Annotated in this window: 14 protein-coding genes and 2 tRNA genes; 3 read left to right on the top strand and 13 right to left on the bottom strand. The window is 68.1% G+C overall.

What is annotated here, in order from left to right; genetic code table 11:
• The 6 genes from mreC to OG819_RS20600 all read right to left on the bottom strand — a co-directional run bounded on the left by mreC (position 1) and on the right by OG819_RS20600 (position 8,037).
• The gene (mreC, locus tag OG819_RS20625) at positions 1-939 is read right to left on the bottom strand and encodes a rod shape-determining protein MreC (RefSeq protein WP_266650791.1); all 939 of its coding nucleotides are present in this window, start codon (positions 937-939) and stop codon (positions 1-3) included.
• 201 nt (positions 940-1,140) lie between these two features.
• Positions 1,141-2,160, bottom strand: a complete 1,020-nt coding sequence (locus tag OG819_RS20620; RefSeq protein WP_037747701.1) for a rod shape-determining protein — start codon at positions 2,158-2,160, stop codon at positions 1,141-1,143.
• 417 nt (positions 2,161-2,577) lie between these two features.
• The gene (ndk, locus tag OG819_RS20615) at positions 2,578-2,991 is read right to left on the bottom strand and encodes a nucleoside-diphosphate kinase (protein ID WP_054231901.1); all 414 of its coding nucleotides are present in this window, start codon (positions 2,989-2,991) and stop codon (positions 2,578-2,580) included.
• 237 nt (positions 2,992-3,228) lie between these two features.
• A complete protein-coding gene (locus OG819_RS20610) occupies positions 3,229-3,582 on the bottom strand; it encodes a DUF4233 domain-containing protein (RefSeq protein ID WP_266624698.1) in 354 nt (117 codons plus the stop codon).
• Positions 3,583-3,587: 5 nt separating this feature from the next.
• Positions 3,588-5,129: a folylpolyglutamate synthase/dihydrofolate synthase family protein gene (locus OG819_RS20605; RefSeq protein ID WP_266624699.1), complete on the bottom strand. Its 1,542-nt coding sequence runs from the start codon at positions 5,127-5,129 to the stop codon at positions 3,588-3,590.
• Positions 5,130-5,406: 277 nt separating this feature from the next.
• On the bottom strand, positions 5,407-8,037 hold the full coding sequence (locus tag OG819_RS20600) for a valine--tRNA ligase (RefSeq protein ID WP_266650790.1): 2,631 nt from the start codon (positions 8,035-8,037) through the stop codon (positions 5,407-5,409).
• Between the two features lie 136 nt (positions 8,038-8,173).
• On the opposite strand from OG819_RS20600, the gene OG819_RS20595 reads away from it, so the two are divergent.
• Entirely contained in the window at positions 8,174-9,172 is a 999-nt protein-coding gene (locus OG819_RS20595) for a hypothetical protein (protein ID WP_266624701.1), read from the top strand.
• Between the two features lie 109 nt (positions 9,173-9,281).
• Here OG819_RS20595 and clpX read toward each other — a convergent pair whose 3' ends face one another.
• From clpX to OG819_RS20570, 5 genes are all read right to left on the bottom strand, one after another.
• Entirely contained in the window at positions 9,282-10,568 is a 1,287-nt protein-coding gene (gene clpX, locus OG819_RS20590; RefSeq protein ID WP_054231969.1) for an ATP-dependent Clp protease ATP-binding subunit ClpX, read from the bottom strand.
• Positions 10,569-10,739: 171 nt separating this feature from the next.
• The gene (locus tag OG819_RS20585) at positions 10,740-11,420 is read right to left on the bottom strand and encodes an ATP-dependent Clp protease proteolytic subunit (RefSeq protein ID WP_266624702.1); all 681 of its coding nucleotides are present in this window, start codon (positions 11,418-11,420) and stop codon (positions 10,740-10,742) included.
• Positions 11,421-11,557: 137 nt separating this feature from the next.
• Positions 11,558-12,163, bottom strand: coding sequence for an ATP-dependent Clp protease proteolytic subunit (locus OG819_RS20580; protein ID WP_266421778.1), 606 nt, complete (start codon positions 12,161-12,163; stop codon positions 11,558-11,560).
• A gap of 430 nt (positions 12,164-12,593) precedes the next feature.
• A complete protein-coding gene (gene tig / locus OG819_RS20575; protein ID WP_266624703.1) occupies positions 12,594-14,000 on the bottom strand; it encodes a trigger factor in 1,407 nt (468 codons plus the stop codon).
• Positions 14,001-14,259: 259 nt separating this feature from the next.
• Positions 14,260-14,336 (bottom strand) — tRNA-Pro (locus tag OG819_RS20570).
• 152 nt (positions 14,337-14,488) lie between these two features.
• Here OG819_RS20570 and OG819_RS20565 point away from each other — a divergent pair.
• Positions 14,489-14,562 (top strand) — tRNA-Gly (locus OG819_RS20565).
• Between the two features lie 286 nt (positions 14,563-14,848).
• On the opposite strand, the gene OG819_RS20560 is transcribed toward OG819_RS20565, so the two are convergent.
• Positions 14,849-15,043 carry a hypothetical protein gene (locus tag OG819_RS20560; protein WP_054231893.1) on the bottom strand — a complete coding sequence of 65 codons (195 nt, stop codon included), beginning with the start codon at positions 15,041-15,043 and terminating at the stop codon, positions 14,849-14,851.
• Between the two features lie 634 nt (positions 15,044-15,677).
• Here OG819_RS20560 and OG819_RS20555 point away from each other — a divergent pair.
• Positions 15,678-16,874 (top strand): acyltransferase family protein, encoded by a 1,197-nt coding sequence (locus OG819_RS20555; RefSeq protein WP_266650789.1) that lies wholly within the window; start codon positions 15,678-15,680, stop codon positions 16,872-16,874.
• Between the two features lie 6 nt (positions 16,875-16,880).
• On the opposite strand, the gene OG819_RS20550 is transcribed toward OG819_RS20555, so the two are convergent.
• Positions 16,881-17,336 (bottom strand): HD domain-containing protein, encoded by a 456-nt coding sequence (locus OG819_RS20550; protein ID WP_266650788.1) that lies wholly within the window; start codon positions 17,334-17,336, stop codon positions 16,881-16,883.
• Positions 17,337-17,443 lie beyond the last annotated feature (107 nt).

Raw genomic sequence — 17,443 nt, 5'->3', positions numbered from 1 at the left:
CTACGGCGTCTGGCCGGTGACGGGCTCGGACGCCGAGGGGGTGACCGTCACGGTCACGGTCGGCGTGGGCGTCGGTTTGGGCTTGGCCGGCAGCACCGTGTCACGTGGGTCCTTGCGGGGGGCCTCGACGACGACACCGACGATGTCGAGCTTCGAGAACGAGACGTACGGCGTGACGTAGATCGTGCGGGTCAGGTCGCCGCCTGACGGGTCGACACGGGAGACCACACCGACCGGAACGCCGGGCACGAAGGGCTTGTCGGCCTGCGAGCCGAAGGTGACCAGCCGGTCGCCCTTCTTGATCTTCGCCTTGCCGTTCAGCATCTCCACCCGCAGCGGGCGGTCGCCCTGCCCGGAGGCGAAGCCGAGCTCGTCGTTGGACTCCATCCGCGTACCGACCGTGAAATCGGGGTCGTTGGCGAGCAGCACCGTGGCGGTGTCCGGACCGACGGTGGTGACGCGGCCGACGAGCCCGTCGCCGTTCAGGACCGTCATGTCGCGCTGGACGCCGTCGTTGCTGCCGACGTCGATGGTCACGGTCCAGGAGAAGCCCTGGGCGGCTCCTATGGCGATGACCTCGGCGCCCTTGATGCCGTATTGCCCGGCGCCGGCCATCTTCAGCATCTTGTCGAGCTGGCTCAGACGGCTGCGATTGCGGTCGTCACTGCCGAGCTTGGCCTTCAGCGCCGTGTTGTCGTGCTCGAGTTGGGCGATGCGATCGTGTCGGCTGTCCGAGTCGCGGACCGCGGCGATCGCGTTGCCGACGGGGTCGACCGCGGAGGACACCCCGTTCTCGATCGGGCCGAAGACCGCCGCGGCGGCCTGGCGGGCACCCTGGACCGGTGAGTCCTGTCCACCACGGATGTCCACCGTGATCAGAGCGAACGCGATGGCGATCAGCAGCACCAGGAGCAGCCGGCTCTCTCGTGTGTCCCTCACGTGCGGCGGCCGTGCCTTCCTCGTCGGAATGGGTCGGAGTCGGAGTCGGAATGGATCGGAGTCGGATCCGAACAGGTCAACAGGAACGCACCCCGAGCGAGTGCTGACGCCCAAGGGTGTTATGGGGGAGCTTATGCCTCAATATCAACGATCCGCCGTACGAGAAGCGATCATCCCGTACGGCGGAATCGAAGAGTTACCTCATCTGCGCGGCTGGGCGTCCAGAACCTGCTGGAGCGCCTCGAATTCCTCGACGCACTTGCCGGAGCCGAGCGCCACGCTGTCCAGCGGGTCCTCGGCGATGTGGATCGGCATACCGGTCTCGCGGCGCAGTCGCTCGTCGAGCCCGCGCAGCAGCGCCCCGCCACCGGTCAGCACGATTCCGCGGTCCATCACGTCACCCGACAGCTCCGGCGGGCACTTGTCGAGCGTCGTCTTCACCGCGTCGACGATCGCGTTGACCGGTTCCTCGATCGCCTTGCGGACTTCGGCCGCGGAGATGACGACGGTCTTCGGCAGTCCGGAGACCAGGTCCCGGCCGCGGATCTCGGTGTGCTCGTCATTGTCGAGGTCGTACGCCGAACCGATCGTGATCTTGATCTGTTCGGCGGTGCGCTCACCGAGGAGGAGGCTGTACTCCTTCTTGATGTGCTGGATGATCGCGTTGTCCAACTCGTCGCCCGCGACGCGGATGGACTGGGCGGTGACGATGCCGCCGAGCGAGATGACCGCGACCTCCGTGGTGCCGCCGCCGATGTCCACCACCATGTTGCCGGTGGCCTCGTGGACCGGCAGGCCGGAGCCGATGGCCGCGGCCATGGGCTCCTCGATGATGTGCACCTGGCGGGCGCCGGCCTGGGACGACGCCTCGATGACGGCACGGCGCTCGACGCCCGTGATGCCCGAGGGCACACACACGACGACACGGGGGCGGGCGAGATAGCGCCGCTTGTGGATCTTCAGGATGAAGTAGCGGAGCATACGCTCGGTGATCTCGAAGTCGGCGATGACACCGTCCTTCAGCGGGCGCACGGCAACGATGTTGCCGGGGGTCCGGCCGATCATCTTCTTCGCCTCCGCGCCGACCGCGAGGATGCCACCGGTGTTGGTGTTGATCGCGACGACGGACGGTTCGTTGAGTACGATCCCGCGACCCCTGACGTACACCAGCGTGTTGGCGGTCCCGAGGTCGACAGCCATGTCACGGCCGATGAACGACATTGAGTTCCCCATCAGGATTCGTCTGGCCTTCCCAAGCGTAGCTTTGACGGCTTTTTAGGAACGGCGAGGTGGGTGCAGTGACGTGAAGGTCTCCATCGTAGACGCGCCTGCACGAACACTGCGCGAGGGTCTTCGCCATTGTCAGCATGCGTGGCGCCGCCTCGCTTCTGGAGACGGGCCAACGGGGGCACGCGTTCCCCCGATCGGCACGCATATGCCGCGGGACGGCCGGAATTCCCACGGCCTTCCCTGATCAGGCATCGAGCCGGGAGCGCAAGTCCTATTCAAGCCTTTACAAGCCGTTACAAGAACATCTTGTAATCGTGATGTACCCGCGGCTCGGACGCGACTTGGAAGCGACTCGAACGCGACTCGGACGCGACCTGGAAGCGGCTCGGACGCGACTACGAGGAGGCGTCAGACGCGGCCGGGGAAGAAGATCTTCAGCTCGCGCTCGGCGGACTCCTCGGAGTCGGAGGCGTGGATCAGGTTCTCGCGGACGATCACGCCGTAGTCGCCGCGGATGGAGCCGGGGGCGGCGGCGATGGGGTCGGTGGGACCGGCGAGCGCGCGCACGCCCTCGATGACCCGCTCGCCCTCGACGACCAGCGCCACGACCGGGCCGGACGCCATGAACTCCACCAGCGGCTCGTAGAACGGCTTGCCCTTGTGCTCGCCGTAGTGCTGCTCCAGCGTGTCCTGGTCCAGCGTGCGCAGCTCCAGCGCGGTGATCTGCCAGCCGGCCTTGCGCTCGATACGGCTGATGATCTCGCCGGTCAGGCCGCGACGGACGGCGTCGGGCTTGAGGAGGACGAGGGTGCGCTGGCTCACGGTGGTGGCTCCTTCGGGTCACAAGTGTGCGGGTGACCGAGGCTACAGGGCGTGTCCTGGTGGGTGTCACGCAGAGTCAGGTGGGCGGGGGTGCGTGGGGGCGGGCAGGTGGACTTTCGCCGCGGGTCGGTGGGGGCTGGGCGCGCGGTTCCCCGCGCCCCCGGGGCGGGGCCGCGCCCCGCATCTCCCGTCCGCCCGGAGTCAATTGGCCGCGGGCCGACCCGGGGCGCGAAGCGCCTACGCCGCGTTCCCCTCGGCCTCCGCCTGCGCGGCGAACCTCGCCTTGGCCTCGTCGATCTTCCGTCCGTAGTGCACCGAGGCCCACCACAGCGCGGCGAAGATCGCCCCGAGGAAGAACATCGACCCCACCACGAACCCACTGGCGATCAGCGCGATCTGCAGGGCCCAGCCGAGCTGGACACCCCCGGGCCGGGTGATCATCCCGCAGAGCAGCACACTCACCGCCATGAAGATCCCGCTGACCGTCCACACCGTGGCCATGGACAGGTCGGGGTCCTTCATCGCGACGAGCCCGGCGAAGCCGATGACGAAGAACTCGCCGATCAGAGTGGAAGCACAGAGCGTACGCACAGCGGTCAGCCCCTCCTCAGGAGCAGTCGGGCCTCGCCGACAGTGATGACGGAGCCGGTCACGAGGACGCCACCACCCGCATACTCGCCCTCCTCCTCGGCCAGCGTGATCGCCGCCTCGATCGCGTCGTCGAGCCGCGGCTCCACCTGCACCCGATCGTCGCCGAAGATCTCGACCGCGATCCCGGCGAGTTCGTCGGCGCCCATCGCGCGATGGCTGGAGTTCTGGGTGATCACGACCTCGGCGAAGATCGGCTCGAAGGCCTCGAGCAGCCCCCGTACGTTCTTGTCGCCGCTCGCGCCGACGACTCCGATCAGCCGGCTGAAGTCGAAGGCCTCGCCCACAGCTTCGGCGGTGGCACGGGCGCCCGCCGGGTTGTGCGCGGCGTCCAGCACGACGGTCGGCGAGCGCCGTACGACCTCGAGGCGGCCCGGCGAGGTGACGGAGGCGAACGCCTTGCGCACGGTGTCGATGTCGAGCCGCTGGGCGTGCGCCGCGCCGACGCCGAAGAACGCCTCGACCGCGGCGAGCGCCACGGCGGCGTTGTGCGCCTGGTAGGCGCCGTGCAGCGGCAGGAAGATCTCCTCGTACTCCCCGCCGAGCCCGCGCAGGGTGATGAGCTGCCCACCGACGGCGACATGTCGTGCGACGACCCCGAACTCCAGGCCCTCCCGGGCCACGGTCGCGTCGACTTCCACGGCCTTCTTCAGCAGCACCTGAGCCGCGTCCACTGGCTGCTGAGCCAGGATCACGGTCGCGTCCTGCTTGATGATGCCGGCCTTCTCGGTGGCGATCTCGCCGGGCGTCTCGCCGAGCCGGTCGGTGTGGTCGAGGTCGATGGGGGTGACGACCGCGACGTCCCCGTCGATCACGTTGGTGGCGTCCCAGCTGCCGCCCATGCCGACCTCGACGACGGCCACGTCGACGGGGGCGTCCGCGAAGGCGGCGTACGCCATGCCGGTGAGCACCTCGAAGAACGACAGCCGGTACTCCTGCTGACCGTCGACCATCTCGACATAGGGCTTGATGTCGTTGTACGTCTCGATGAACCGCTCGGCGGAGATCGGGGCGCCGTCGAGGCTGATCCGCTCGGTGACCGACTGGACGTGGGGGCTGGTGTACCGGCCGGTGCGCAGCTCGAAGGCACCGAGGAGGGCCTCGATCATGCGGGCGGTGGAGGTCTTGCCGTTCGTGCCCGTGATGTGGATCGAGGGGTACGCGCGCTGGGGCTCGCCCAGGACGTCCATCAGCGCGGCGATCCGGCTGACGGAAGGCTCCAGCTTGGTCTCGCCCCAGCGGGTGGCGAGCTCGGCCTCCACCTCGCGCAGCGCCTTGTCGACCTCGGGGTCGGCCGGGCGCGCGGGCACGTCGGCCTGCCGGTCCGCGTCGGCGCCCTGGGCGCGGAGGGTACGGCTGCCGGCCTCGATCACCGCGAGGTCGGGGTCGCGGTCGGTCTCGGCCGCGACGATCTCGTCGAAGAGACCGTGCGGGTCGCGGCGTTCCGGCTCGTCCGGCTCGTTGCTGTCGTGCGGGGGGAGCTCACTCACGCTTCCAGTCTACGGAGCCGAACCGTCCCCGGGTCTCTCGCCCCCGCCGCCCCTACCCGTCCCGTCCCCGGGGGCTCCGCCCCCAGCCCCCCGGGTGGGTTCTTCGGCCACGGGCCGAGTGGGGGCCGGTCGCGCAGTTCCCCGTGCCCCTGGGGCACGGGGCTGCGCCCCGGCGCCCCAGCGCGCCAAGCCCCCCACCCACCCCCAGACGACGGACGTCGAAGGCCCCCGGGACCAATGAGGTCCCGGGGGCCTTCGTTCACCTACGGCGGAGCCGTCACGCCTCCGGGAGGCGTTCCAGCTGGGCCTGGATACGGGCGATGTCCTCGTCCGCCTTGGCGAGCCGCGTACGGATCTTGTCGACGACCTGGTCCGGCGCCTTGGCGAGGAACGCCTCGTTGCCGAGCTTTGCGTTCGCCTGGGCCTTCTCCTTCTCGGCGGCGGCGAGGTCCTTGGCGAGCCGCTTGCGCTCGGCCGCGACGTCGATCGTGCCGGAGAGGTCGAGCGCCACCGTGGCCCCCGCGACGGGAAGCGTCGCCGTGGCCGCGAAGGCCTCACCCTCCGGCTGCAGCCGGAGCAGCTGCCGGATCGCCGCCTCGTGCGGAGCGAGCGCCGTGCCGTCGAGCGTCAGCCGGGCGGGGACGCGCTGCCCGGGCTGCAGGCCCTGGTCGGCGCGGAAGCGGCGGACCTCCGTGATGACCTGCTGAAGCGTCTCGATCTCGCGCTCGGCGGCCGCGTCGCGGAAGCCGGAGTCGGTCGGCCACTCGGCGATGACGACCGACTCGCCGCCGGTCAGCGTCGTCCACAGCGTCTCGGTGACGAAGGGGACGATCGGGTGCAGGAGGCGGAGGGTGACGTCGAGGACCTCACCCAGGACACGCCCGGAGACCTTCGCCGGTTCGCCGCCCGCCATGAACGTCGTCTTGGACAGCTCGACGTACCAGTCGAAGACCTCGTCCCACGCGAAGTGGTAGAGGGCGTCGGACAGCTTGGCGAACTGGAAGTCGTCGTAGAACGCGTCGACTTCGGCCACCGTCTTGTTCAGGCGGGAGAGGATCCAGCGGTCGGTCGCCGTCATCTCGGACGGGTCCGGCAGCGGGCCCTCCACCGTCGCGCCGTTCATCAGCGCGAAGCGGGTGGCGTTCCAGATCTTGTTGGCGAAGTTCCGGGACGCCTGGACCCAGTCCTCACCGATCGGCACGTCCGTACCGGGGTTGGCACCGCGAGCGAGGGTGAAACGGACGGCGTCGGAGCCGTACGCGTTCATCCAGTCGAGCGGGTCGACGGCCGTGCCCGAGGACTTCGACATCTTCTTGCCGAACTGGTCACGGACGAGTCCGGTGAGGGCGATGGTCTTGAAGGGCGCCTCACCGTCCATCGCGTACAGGCCGAACATCATCATCCGGGCGACCCAGAAGAAGATGATGTCGTGACCCGTGAGGAGGACGTCGGTCGAGTAGAACTTCTCGAGGTCCGGGGTCCGTTCGGGCCAGCCGAGGGTCGAGAAGGGCCACAGGCCGGAGGAGAACCAGGTGTCCAGGACGTCGGGGTCCTGCTTCCAGCCTTCGGCTTCGGTGCCCGGGGGCTCCTCGTCGGGCCCGACGCAGACGACCTCTCCCTCGGGGCCGTACCAGACGGGGATGCGGTGGCCCCACCACAACTGGCGCGAGATGCACCAGTCGTGCATGTTGTCGACCCAGTCGAAGTAGCGCTTCGACATGTCGGCCGGGTGGATGCTGACCCGGCCGTCCCGGACGGCGTCGCCGGCGGCCTCGGCCAGCGGGCCGACCTTGACCCACCACTGCATGGACAGACGCGGCTCCAGCGTCGTCTTGCAGCGTGAGCAGTGGCCCACCGAGTGGACGTACGGGCGCTTCTCGGCGACGATCCGGCCCTCCGCGCGCAGCGCGGCGACGATCGCGGAGCGGGCCTCGAAGCGGTCGAGGCCCTGGAACGGGCCGTGCACGGTGATGACGCCGCGCTCGTCCATGACGGTCAGCGACTCGAGGCCGTGGCGCTGGCCGATGGCGAAGTCGTTCGGGTCGTGGGCCGGGGTCACCTTGACCGCGCCGGTGCCGAACTCCGGGTCGACGTGGGTGTCCGCGACGACGGGGATGGTGCGGTCGGTCAGCGGCAGCTTGATGCGTCGGCCGACGAGGTGCCGGTAGCGCTCGTCGTCGGGGTGAACGGCGACGGCCGTGTCACCGAGCATCGTCTCGGCACGGGTGGTGGCGACGACGATCGTGTCGTCCCCCTCCCCGTACTTCATCGACACCAGTTCGCCGTCGTCGTCCTGGTACTCGACCTCGATGTCCGAGATGGCGGTGAGGCAGCGCGGGCACCAGTTGATGATGCGCTCGGCGCGGTAGATCAGCTCGTCGTCGTAGAGCTTCTTGAAGATGGTCTGGACAGCCTGCGACAGCCCCTCGTCCATGGTGAAGCGCTCGCGGGACCAGTCCACGCCGTCCCCGAGCCGGCGCATCTGGCCGAGGATCTTGCCGCCGTACTCTTCCTTCCACTGCCACACGCGCTCGACGAAGGCATCACGGCCCAGGTCGTGGCGGGACTTGCCCTCCTTGCCGAGTTCGCGCTCGACGACGTTCTGCGTCGCGATACCGGCGTGGTCCATACCCGGCAGCCACAGCGACTCGTACCCCTGCATGCGCTTACGGCGTGTCAGGGCATCCATGAGCGTGTGCTGGAAGGCGTGGCCCAGGTGCAGCGACCCGGTGACGTTCGGCGGCGGGATGACAATGGTGTACGCGGGCTTGTCGCTCTTCGCGTCGGCCGCGAAGTAACCCCGTTCTACCCAGCGCTCGTACAGCTTCCCCTCTACCTCGGCCGGCGCGTACTGGGTCGGCAGTTCGGAAGTGGGCGCTGATTGCGGCTGCTGAGAGTTCTCGGTCACGGGGTCAGTTTAGAGGCGTCACCGCCCTGTCCCGAAACTCAGTTCTTTCGTAACGGTCCGCCCCCCACTGCCGTGGCACCCCAGGCGTTACGCCAGGATGTCAGGAACACATAAGCATCTGGAGGGGAACCCAGAGATGAGCTACAACCAGCCGGGCCCGTACGGCGGGCCGCCCCAGCAGCCCGGACCGTATGGTCAGCCGGGGCAGCAGGGCCCTTACGGCCAGCCGCCGCAGGCCCCTCAGCCCGGTTACGGCTATCCGCCGCAGGCTCCTCCGCAGCCCGGCTACGGCTACCCCCAGCAGGCTCCCCAGGGCGCCCCGCCCCAGCAGCCCGGACCGTACGGTCAGCAGCCCGGGTACGGCCAGCAGCCCCCTTACGGGCAGCAGCCTCCCTACGGCCAGCAGCCCTACGGCGCCCCGCAGCCGCCCGCGCCCGGCGGCGGCAAGAAGAAGACGGCGCTCATCATCGGCTCGGTCGCGGTCGTCGCCGCGATCGCCGTGGCGGCGTACCTCGTCATCGGTGGTGGCGGCAGCAGCGCTTCGGTCGCGGACGACGGCCCGCACAAGCTGACGGCGCCCACGACGGTCGTCAACGGCACCTACAAGAAGTCCAACAGCTCCAGCGACACCCCCTCGATGTCCGACAGCGACATCAAGGACTTCCAGAAGTGGGGCGTCAAGAACGCCAAGGACGCCGGCGCGGGCTACGTGAACGGCACCGGCATGACCGCGAAGAACCTGTCCTACAGCGGGGTGTACGGCACCATCGACGACCCGGCGGCCGTCGTGGACGCCATGTTCGCCAAGGTGAAGACGGAGTCCGAGAAGGACCAGAGCAAGGACAGCAGCAAGGGCAAGCTGCTCGGCAGCCCGCAGGAGTTCAAGCCCTCGGGGTTCAGCAACGGCATCCTGAAGTGCCAGGAGGCCGAGATCACGAACACCGACTCGTCGACCTCCGCGGCCGGCGCCCCCAAGACCGTGAAGGTGCCCCTGTGCATCTGGGGCGACCACAGCACGGTCGCCTCTGTCACCTCGGTCGACATCGCCGCCTTCCTCACCGGCAAGAGCGCCACCATGGAGGACACGGCGGCCCTCGTCGCCAAGCTCCGCAACGACGTCCGCGTCAAGATCTGACCGTCCACGTCAAGATCTGACCGCACACGTCAACCGCGAGCACAGCAACGGCGAAGGGGCCCCGGTCGGTTGACCGGGGCCCCTTCGCCGTACGTCCGTGCGGTGGCGGTTACGCCGTCTTCTGCTCACCCGGGCCACGCCCGCGGGCGTCACGCGGGATCAGCGTCGGGTTGACGTTGGACAGGACCACGTCCGCCGTGATGACGACCCTCGCCACGTCCTTGCGCGAGGGAACCTCGTACATCACCGCCTGGAGGACCTCCTCCATGATGGCGCGCAGGCCGCGCGCGCCGGTCTGGCGGAGGATCGCCTGGTCGGCGATGGCTTCCAGGGCCTCGCGCTCGAAGTCCAGCTCCACGCCGTCGAGTTCGAACAGGCGCTGGTACTGCTTCACGAGCGCGTTGCGCGGCTCCACGAGGATCTGGAGGAGCGCCGGCCGGTCGAGGTTGTGGACCGAGGTGATGACGGGCAGTCGGCCGATGAACTCGGGGATCATGCCGAACTTCACCAGGTCCTCGGGCATGACGGCCTCGAACTGGTCCTTGGACTCGAGCTCGCGCTTGGAGCGGATCGTCGCGCCGAAGCCGATGCCCTTGGCACCCGCCCTCGACTCGATGAGCTTCTCCAGGCCCGCGAAGGCGCCGCCCACGATGAACAGGACGTTCGTCGTGTCGATCTGGATGAACTCCTGGTGGGGGTGCTTGCGTCCGCCCTGGGGCGGAACGGAGGCCGTCGTGCCCTCCAGGATCTTGAGCAGGGCCTGCTGGACGCCCTCGCCGGACACGTCTCGCGTGATCGACGGGTTTTCGCTCTTACGGGCCACCTTGTCGATCTCGTCGATGTAGATGATGCCCGTCTCGGCCTTCTTGACGTCGTAGTCGGCCGCCTGGATGAGCTTCAGCAGGATGTTCTCGACGTCCTCGCCGACGTACCCCGCCTCCGTGAGCGCCGTCGCGTCGGCGATGGCGAACGGGACGTTGAGCATGCGCGCGAGCGTCTGGGCGAGCAGAGTCTTGCCGGAGCCCGTGGGGCCCAGCAGGAGGATGTTGGACTTCGCCAACTCGATGGCGTCGTCCCGGTTCTGACCGCCGCCGTTCTCACCGGCCTGGACCCGCTTGTAGTGGTTGTACACCGCGACTGAGAGGGCCTTCTTGGCCGACTCCTGGCCGACCACGTACCCCTCGAGGAACTCGTAGATCTCGCGGGGTTTCGGGAGTTCCTCCCAGCGGACCTCGCTCGTTTCCGCGAGTTCTTCCTCGATGATCTCGTTGCAGAGATCGATGCACTCGTCGCAGATGTATACACCGGGGCCTGCGATGAGCTTCTTGACCTGCTTCTGGCTCTTGCCACAGAACGAGCACTTGAGCAGATCGCCGCCGTCACCGATGCGTGCCACGGTGTGCTTCCCCTTCGCCTGGGAGACGCCTAGGTCCAGCGGCTCCTGGTGCTGCCTTATGTCCGACGGTACCTTGCCGAGCCCCCCGTTCGGGCCCCCCTTGGCGCGGTTCACTTTGTCGTGAACCACGCCAACGGGCGACAGACGAGCGGCAGACGATACAGCGATACGTCAGACGATCGCGGAACTGTTCATCTTGCGGGTGGAGATGATCTGGTCGATCAGGCCGTACGCCAGCGCGTCCTCAGCGGTGAGGATCTTGTCGCGCTCGATGTCCTCGCGGATCTTCTCGATCGGCGTGGTCGAGTGCTTGGCCAGCATCTCTTCCAGCTGCGCACGCATCCGGAGGATCTCGTTCGCAGCGATTTCGAGGTCCGAGACCTGGCCGCGGCCGGTCTCGCTGTAGGGCTGGTGGATCAGCACGCGGGCGTTCGGAAGCGCCATGCGCTTGCCCGGCGTACCGGCGGCCAGCAGGATCGCGGCGGCCGAGGCGGCCTGGCCCATGCAGACCGTCTGAATGTCGGGTTTCACGAACTGCATCGTGTCGTAAATGGCCGTGAGGGCCGTAAACGAGCCACCGGGGCTGTTGATGTAGACCGAGATGTCACGGTCGGGGTCCATCGACTCCAGGCACAGCAGCTGCGCCATGACGTCGTTGGCGGAGGCGTCGTCGATCTGCACGCCGAGGAAGATCACGCGCTCCTCGAAGAGCTTCGCGTACGGGTCGTACTCACGCACGCCCTGCGAGGTGCGCTCGACGAAGCGCGGGATGACGTAGCGGGACTCCGCACGAGGACCGGTGTACTCGGCCTGCGTGCGGGCGTAGAGGCCGCTGCCGGGGAAGTCGTTCACTGTGTCTCCTGAAGAGCCTGTAAGAGCCTGAGGCGGTCAGCTGGGGCACTGGAGGGCCTTCTGGGCCACTCCGGGGCACTGGGAGTGCCGGGGAGTGGCCGAGGGGCCCAACGCCGCCCTGGGGGGCGCTGAGGGGCTTACGCCGCCCCGGTGCCGCCACCGCCCGGCATACCGGCAGCGGTGGGCATGATGTCGTCGATGAGGCCGTACTCCTTGGCCTCGATCGGGTCGAACCAACGGTCGCGGTCCGAGTCACGAGTGATCTGCTCGACCGTCTGACCGGTGTGGAAGGAGGTCAGCTCGGCCATCCGCTTCTTGGTGTGCAGCAGCCGCTCGGCGTGGATCTTGATGTCCGACGCGGAGCCCGCGAGGCCGGCCGAGGGCTGGTGGATCAGGATCTCGGCGTTCGGCAGGGCGAAGCGCTTGCCGGGGGTGCCCGCGCTGAGCAGGAACTGACCCATCGAGGCCGCCATGCCCATGGCGATCGTCACCACGTCGTTCTTGATGTACTGCATGGTGTCGTAGATCGCCATGCCGGCCGTGATCGATCCGCCGGGGCTGTTGATGTAGAGGTAGATGTCCTTGTCCGGGTCGGAGGCAAGGAGCAGCAGCTGCGCCGTGATCTTGTTGGCGATGTCGTCGTCGACCGCCTGGCCGAGGAAGATGATCCGCTCGCCGAGCAGCCGGTTGTAGACCTGGTCGCCGAGGCCACCACCGAAGGGTTCACCGGCAGCTGTGGGCATCAGATTCGTCACGTATCCACCTGCTCGTCTTACGACGGCGCCGGGCCGTCTCACGTCTTCTGCTGGGGGCGTGGGACCCCGGTGCGACAACCGCCCGGGGCGGCTTCGGGGACTCCCCTGCCCTCGTATTCATGGACCCTAACGCGCGGGTCCCTCCGGGGAATCCCGCAGAAGGAACTGTTCGCTGTGAGCGCATGCGCTCCGCTGGGTTGGACAGGGGGTTCGGCGGGGCTGTGCCCCGTCGGGGGCGCGGGGAACTGTGCGATCCGCCCCCGCAAAGCCGCGGTCGCGTCTGCCACGGGTGGTCCAACGGCGGGTGCGGCTTGTCGTGGGTTGCTCGCGCAGTTCCTCGCGCCCCCAAAGGCCGACGGGCCCCCGGGGACAAGAAGTCCCCGGGGGCCCGTCGTACAGCTGCTGAAGCGCCGCCGGCTTACGCCTCGGGCTTCTCCTCGGAAGCCTCGGCGGAGGCCTCGTCACCGTCGGTGACCTCGGCGACGACCTCGGTGGCCGACTCGGTCTCGTCCTCCTCGTCGTCGAGGTCGACGACCTCGCCGTTCGTGTCCTTGACCGTGGCGGCCTCGACGACGACCGCGAGGGCCTTGCCGCGGGCGACCTCGCCGACCAGCATCGGGACCTGGCCGCCTTCGACGACCGCCTGGGCGAACTGGTCGGGGGACATGCCGGAGGAGGCCGCACGCCGCATGAGGTGCTCGGTGAGCTCCTCCTGGTTGACGTTCAGCTTCTCCTTGTTGACGAGCTCGTCAAGGACGAACTGGGTCTTGATGCCCTTGATCGCCGCTTCCTTGGTCTCGGCGTCGAACTCCTCCTCGGTCTTGCCCTGGATCTCCAGGTACTTCTCGAGGTCGAGACCCATCTGGCCGAGCTGGTGGTGCTCGAGGTTGTGCTTACGGGTGTTGATCTCGTCCTCGAGCAGCTTCTCGGGGACGGGGACCTCGACCAGCTCGAGCAGCTTCTCCAGGACACGCTCCTGGGCCTGCGTGGCCTGGTCGTACTGCTTCATGTTCTCGAGGCGCTTACGGCTGTCCGCCTTGAGCTCTTCGAGGGTGTCGAACTCCGAGGCGAGCTGCGCGAAGTCGTCATCCAGCTCGGGCAGTTCGCGCGCGGCGACCTGGGTGACCTTGACGGTGACCTCGGCCTCCTTGCCGGCTGCCGAGCCGCCCTTGAGCTCGGAGGCGAAGGTGGCCTCGCCACCGGCCTCCAGGCCCTTCACGGCCTCGTCGATGCCGTCCAGCAGCTCGCCGGAGCCGATGGTGTAGGAGACGTCGGCTGCGACGCCGTCCTCCAGCACCTCTCCGTCGACCTTGGCCTCCAGGTCGATCGTGACGACGTCGCCGTCCTGGGCGGCGCGCTCGACGGGCGAGGTGGACGCGAAGCGCTCACGGAGCTCCTCGACGGCCTTCTCGACGTCCTCGTCGCCGACCTCGACAGCGTCGACCTCGACCTCGATGCCGGAGTAGTCCGGGATCTCGATGGTCGGGCGGACGTCGACCTCGGCGGTGAAGTTCAGCGTTTCGCCGTCCTTCAGCTCCGTGATGTCGACCTCGGGCTGGCCGAGGACGTTCAGCTCAGCCTCGTTGACCGCTTCGGTGTAGAACTTCGGGAGCGCGTCGTTGACGGCCTCTTCGAGCACGGCACCGCGACCGAACCGCTGGTCGATGATGCGCGCCGGGATCTTGCCCTTCCGGAAGCCCTTCACCGTGACCTGCTGGTTGATCTTCTTGTACGCCGCGTCGAGGCTGTCCTTGAGCTCCTCGAAGGGCACCTCAACAGTGAGCCGAACCCGAGTCGGGTTCAGGTTCTCCACGGCGCTCTTCACGGTTCGGTCTCCTTGTGGCTGACTTCTTGGGGGTACTGCTGCGGGGTTCTGCTGCTTGTTTCTGCCGAGATCGGGCAGAGCCTCAGCGGATTCGCGGCCCTTGAGAGACGTAACAGTGCAGACATACGGGCGCGCAACCTGCATAGTAACCGCAGGCGGTACACGCCCCAAAAGGCGATCTTGCGATCCCGGCCATCGACCGTCGGACGCCTGTTCTCTCGCCTGATCCGTCGCCTGACGTGTCGCCGGAACCGGCTGGTGGTCGGGGTGGCGGGATTTGAACCCACGGCCTTCCGCTCCCAAAGCGGACGCGCTACCAAGCTGCGCCACACCCCGTCGGTGCGACACGTAGGGTACATGCCCGGAGACGGTGCGGTTGCCGCATTTCACGACCGTCCGCGGGGTCGCGGAACGGGGTGTGCGGGCATGGGGTGCGAACCGCTACGATGCCTCCTGTGCCGGGGTCAGTGACCTGCGGCGCTCCCTGTGCGGGCGTAGCTCAATGGTAGAGCCCTAGTCTTCCAAACTAGCTACGCGGGTTCGATTCCCGTCGCCCGCTCCATACGGCTCAGGGCCAGGTCAGAGGTTCATTCCTCTGCCTGGCCCTGATCGCTTTGCGGGACTCCGACCCGACCGTCATGTGGCACTCCGGGTCGACTTCGCCCGGCCTGAGGCATGACCAGCGGGGAATACCGACGGAGGCCCGCAGACGCGCGGGTCACCGTCTCACCACGCCGGTGCCCGCGTGCGTACGCGATCTTCCGGGCGCGGTCGGCCCGGGGCGCGACCGTCGGGGCCGCGTCCATGAATGGGGCGACGGTGAAGCGCCGGCCCGTCCCGCTCGGAGATCAGAAGCTGATCGAGTTGATCGTCTGCGCTATCGAGTCGAGGAACCGTTGGATGGACGGAGCCATTCCGGTCGACGCGAGGAAGAAGCCGAAGAGCACCGCGACGATGGCGGGCCCCGCCTTGATCGATCCCCCTCGGATCAGCACCACGAGGATGATCGCCAACAGCAGTACCACTGACAGCGAGATGGCCACAACTGATCACACCCTACGGTCGGTCCGCTCTCCCGGCCCGGGGGTGCAGCCCCGCACACCCCCGCCAGAACCATCGTGCCACCAACCCGGCCCGCGTATGCCGCAGGTGACGCATCGTCGGTTGGCAGCGCCTGGAATCCGGACTCCCCCACCCTCCCGGGACAGGCCAACTTCACGGCGCCGCAAGACAATTCGACCGCACACTCGCCCGGGAAATTCAGAACGATCGTTGCCGTGTCCACACACCCTGTTCGCAGGTATTTCCAATTGTTGTCACAGGCTCGGCGAAGAAACCCCGGAAGACGCCAGGAACATGCCGCCGAAGACACCGAAGACCGGACATTTCACCAGAGTCGCCCGCGAGTGTTATGCACCAATTAGTCATGACGAATGCGGACAGACCGGCGCCACAACTGCCAAACACGGTAAGGGGATATCCTCAAATCCGGGGTACTCGAAGAGCAACTCACGGACGAACTCACAGGCGATAAGCAGGAATGACGCCAGGAGATTTACGAAAACGCACAGACAACGCTAGGGTGCCTCAGATGTTCCACGCCGCCTCGTCCCCCGCAAGCGCAGCAAGGTCCTGGATCGTCTCCCCCGCTCCCCGCCGTTCATGGTCGGAGGGCCTGTGACGAACTCGCTCCGGCCGAACGGTCCCCGTCGAGCGCCGCTCCCCCCGGCAGAGCCGTCGACGGAGGGAGTGGCGACTCCGCGCTCAGCCCCGAGTCAGTCGTCCGGCCTGCCTTCACAGTTGGCCGGTGCCACCGCCGCCGCGGCCGCCCAACCCGGCAGACCGCGTGACGCCTTCTTCGACAACGCCAAGTACCTGGCGATCGTGCTCGTGGCCATGGGCCACGCCTGGGAGCCCCTGAAGGGCCAAAGCCGCGTCCTCGAAGCCGCGTACATGGTCGTCTACGCCTTCCACATGCCGGCCTTCATCATCATCTCCGGCTATTTCTCACGCAGTTTCGACATGCGCGCCGACCGGCTGAAGCGGCTGGTCACCGGTGTCGCCGTGCCGTACGTCGTCTTCGAAGTGGCGTACGTCCTCTTCAAGCGCTGGGCCGACGACGATCCGTCGCTGCCGGTCAGCCTGCTCGACCCCTGGTTCCTCACCTGGTTCCTGTGCGCGCTGTTCATCTGGCGGCTGACGACGCCGCTGTGGAAGCTGGTCCGCTGGCCGCTTCCGCTCGCCATCGCGGTGGCCATGCTCGCGACCACCTCACCGTCCATCGGTGACGACCTGGATCTGCAGCGGACGCTCCAGTTCCTGCCGTTCTTCGTGCTGGGCCTGTGCATGAAGCCCGAGCACTTCCAGCTGGTGCGCCGCCGCGAGGTGCGCATCCTGTCGGTGCCGGTGTTCGCCGCCGCGCTGGTCGTGAGCTGGTGGGCGGTGCCGCGGATGAACCCCGGCTGGTTCTACCACCGCGACAGCGCCCAGGAACTGGGTGTCCCCTGGTGGGTCGGCCCCGTGATGGTGCTCGCCCTTCTCGGCTGCTCGCTGCTGCTCACCGCGTGCTTCTTCGCCTGGGTGCCGCGCCGCAAGATGTGGTTCACGGCCCTCGGCGCGGGCACACTGTACGGCTATCTGCTGCACGGCTTCCTGGTCAAGGGCGGCGACTACTGGGGCTGGTTCGACCACAAGTGGCTGCACCGGCCGCTCGGCGAGATCTTCGTGACCCTCGTCGCGGGCGCGGCCGTCACCCTGCTGTGCACGGCGCCGGTCCGGCGGGTCTTCCGCTTCGCGATGGAGCCCAGCATGGAGTGGGCGTTCAAACGGGACGCCACGGAGCTGGCCCGCGAACGGGCCAAGGCCCCGGCGTAGCCACCGTCAGCCCGGCGGCAGTCCGAGCAGTGACCGCATCGCGGCGTACTTCTTGGTCAGCCGCGCGCGGGTGTGCTCGTCGAGGACCGCGAGCCGGGCCGGATCGCCGTTGTGCGCCAGGTCCGACGCCTTGACCACGAGAGCCCCCGGAGTCGTACGAATGCGCTTCGCGTACGACTCCGGGGGCTCTCCTTCGCGTTTGGTCAGCGCCAGCACGATGTCCTTCGTCCGCCGGGTCAGCGCGGCCTCGCGCAGCCAGTCCTCGGAGAGCACGTCGTCCTCGACGGCGTCGTGCAGCCAGGCCGCCGCGATCTGCTCGTCGTCGCCCCCGCGCTCACGAACCCCGTCCGCGACGGCCTGGAGGTGCTCGGTGTACGGCCGCCCCGCCTTGTCGGTCTGGGCGGCGTGCGCCGTACGGGCGAGGGCCTCTATTTCGGCCAGGGTCAGGAGAGTCTGCGTCACGCCCCCAGTGTCTCCCGCCGCAGCGCCGCACGGGCCGGGACCGTGACCGCCGTCAGACCGAGCATGACAACCGCCCGACGATGGATCCATACAAAAGGGGCGCAACA

The sequence above is a fragment of the Streptomyces sp. NBC_01549 genome (genome assembly GCF_026339955.1).
Taxonomy (GTDB): domain Bacteria; phylum Actinomycetota; class Actinomycetes; order Streptomycetales; family Streptomycetaceae; genus Streptomyces.
The sequence above is the reverse complement of the archived record's forward strand: the minus strand, read 5'-3'. Positions and strand labels throughout refer to the sequence as shown.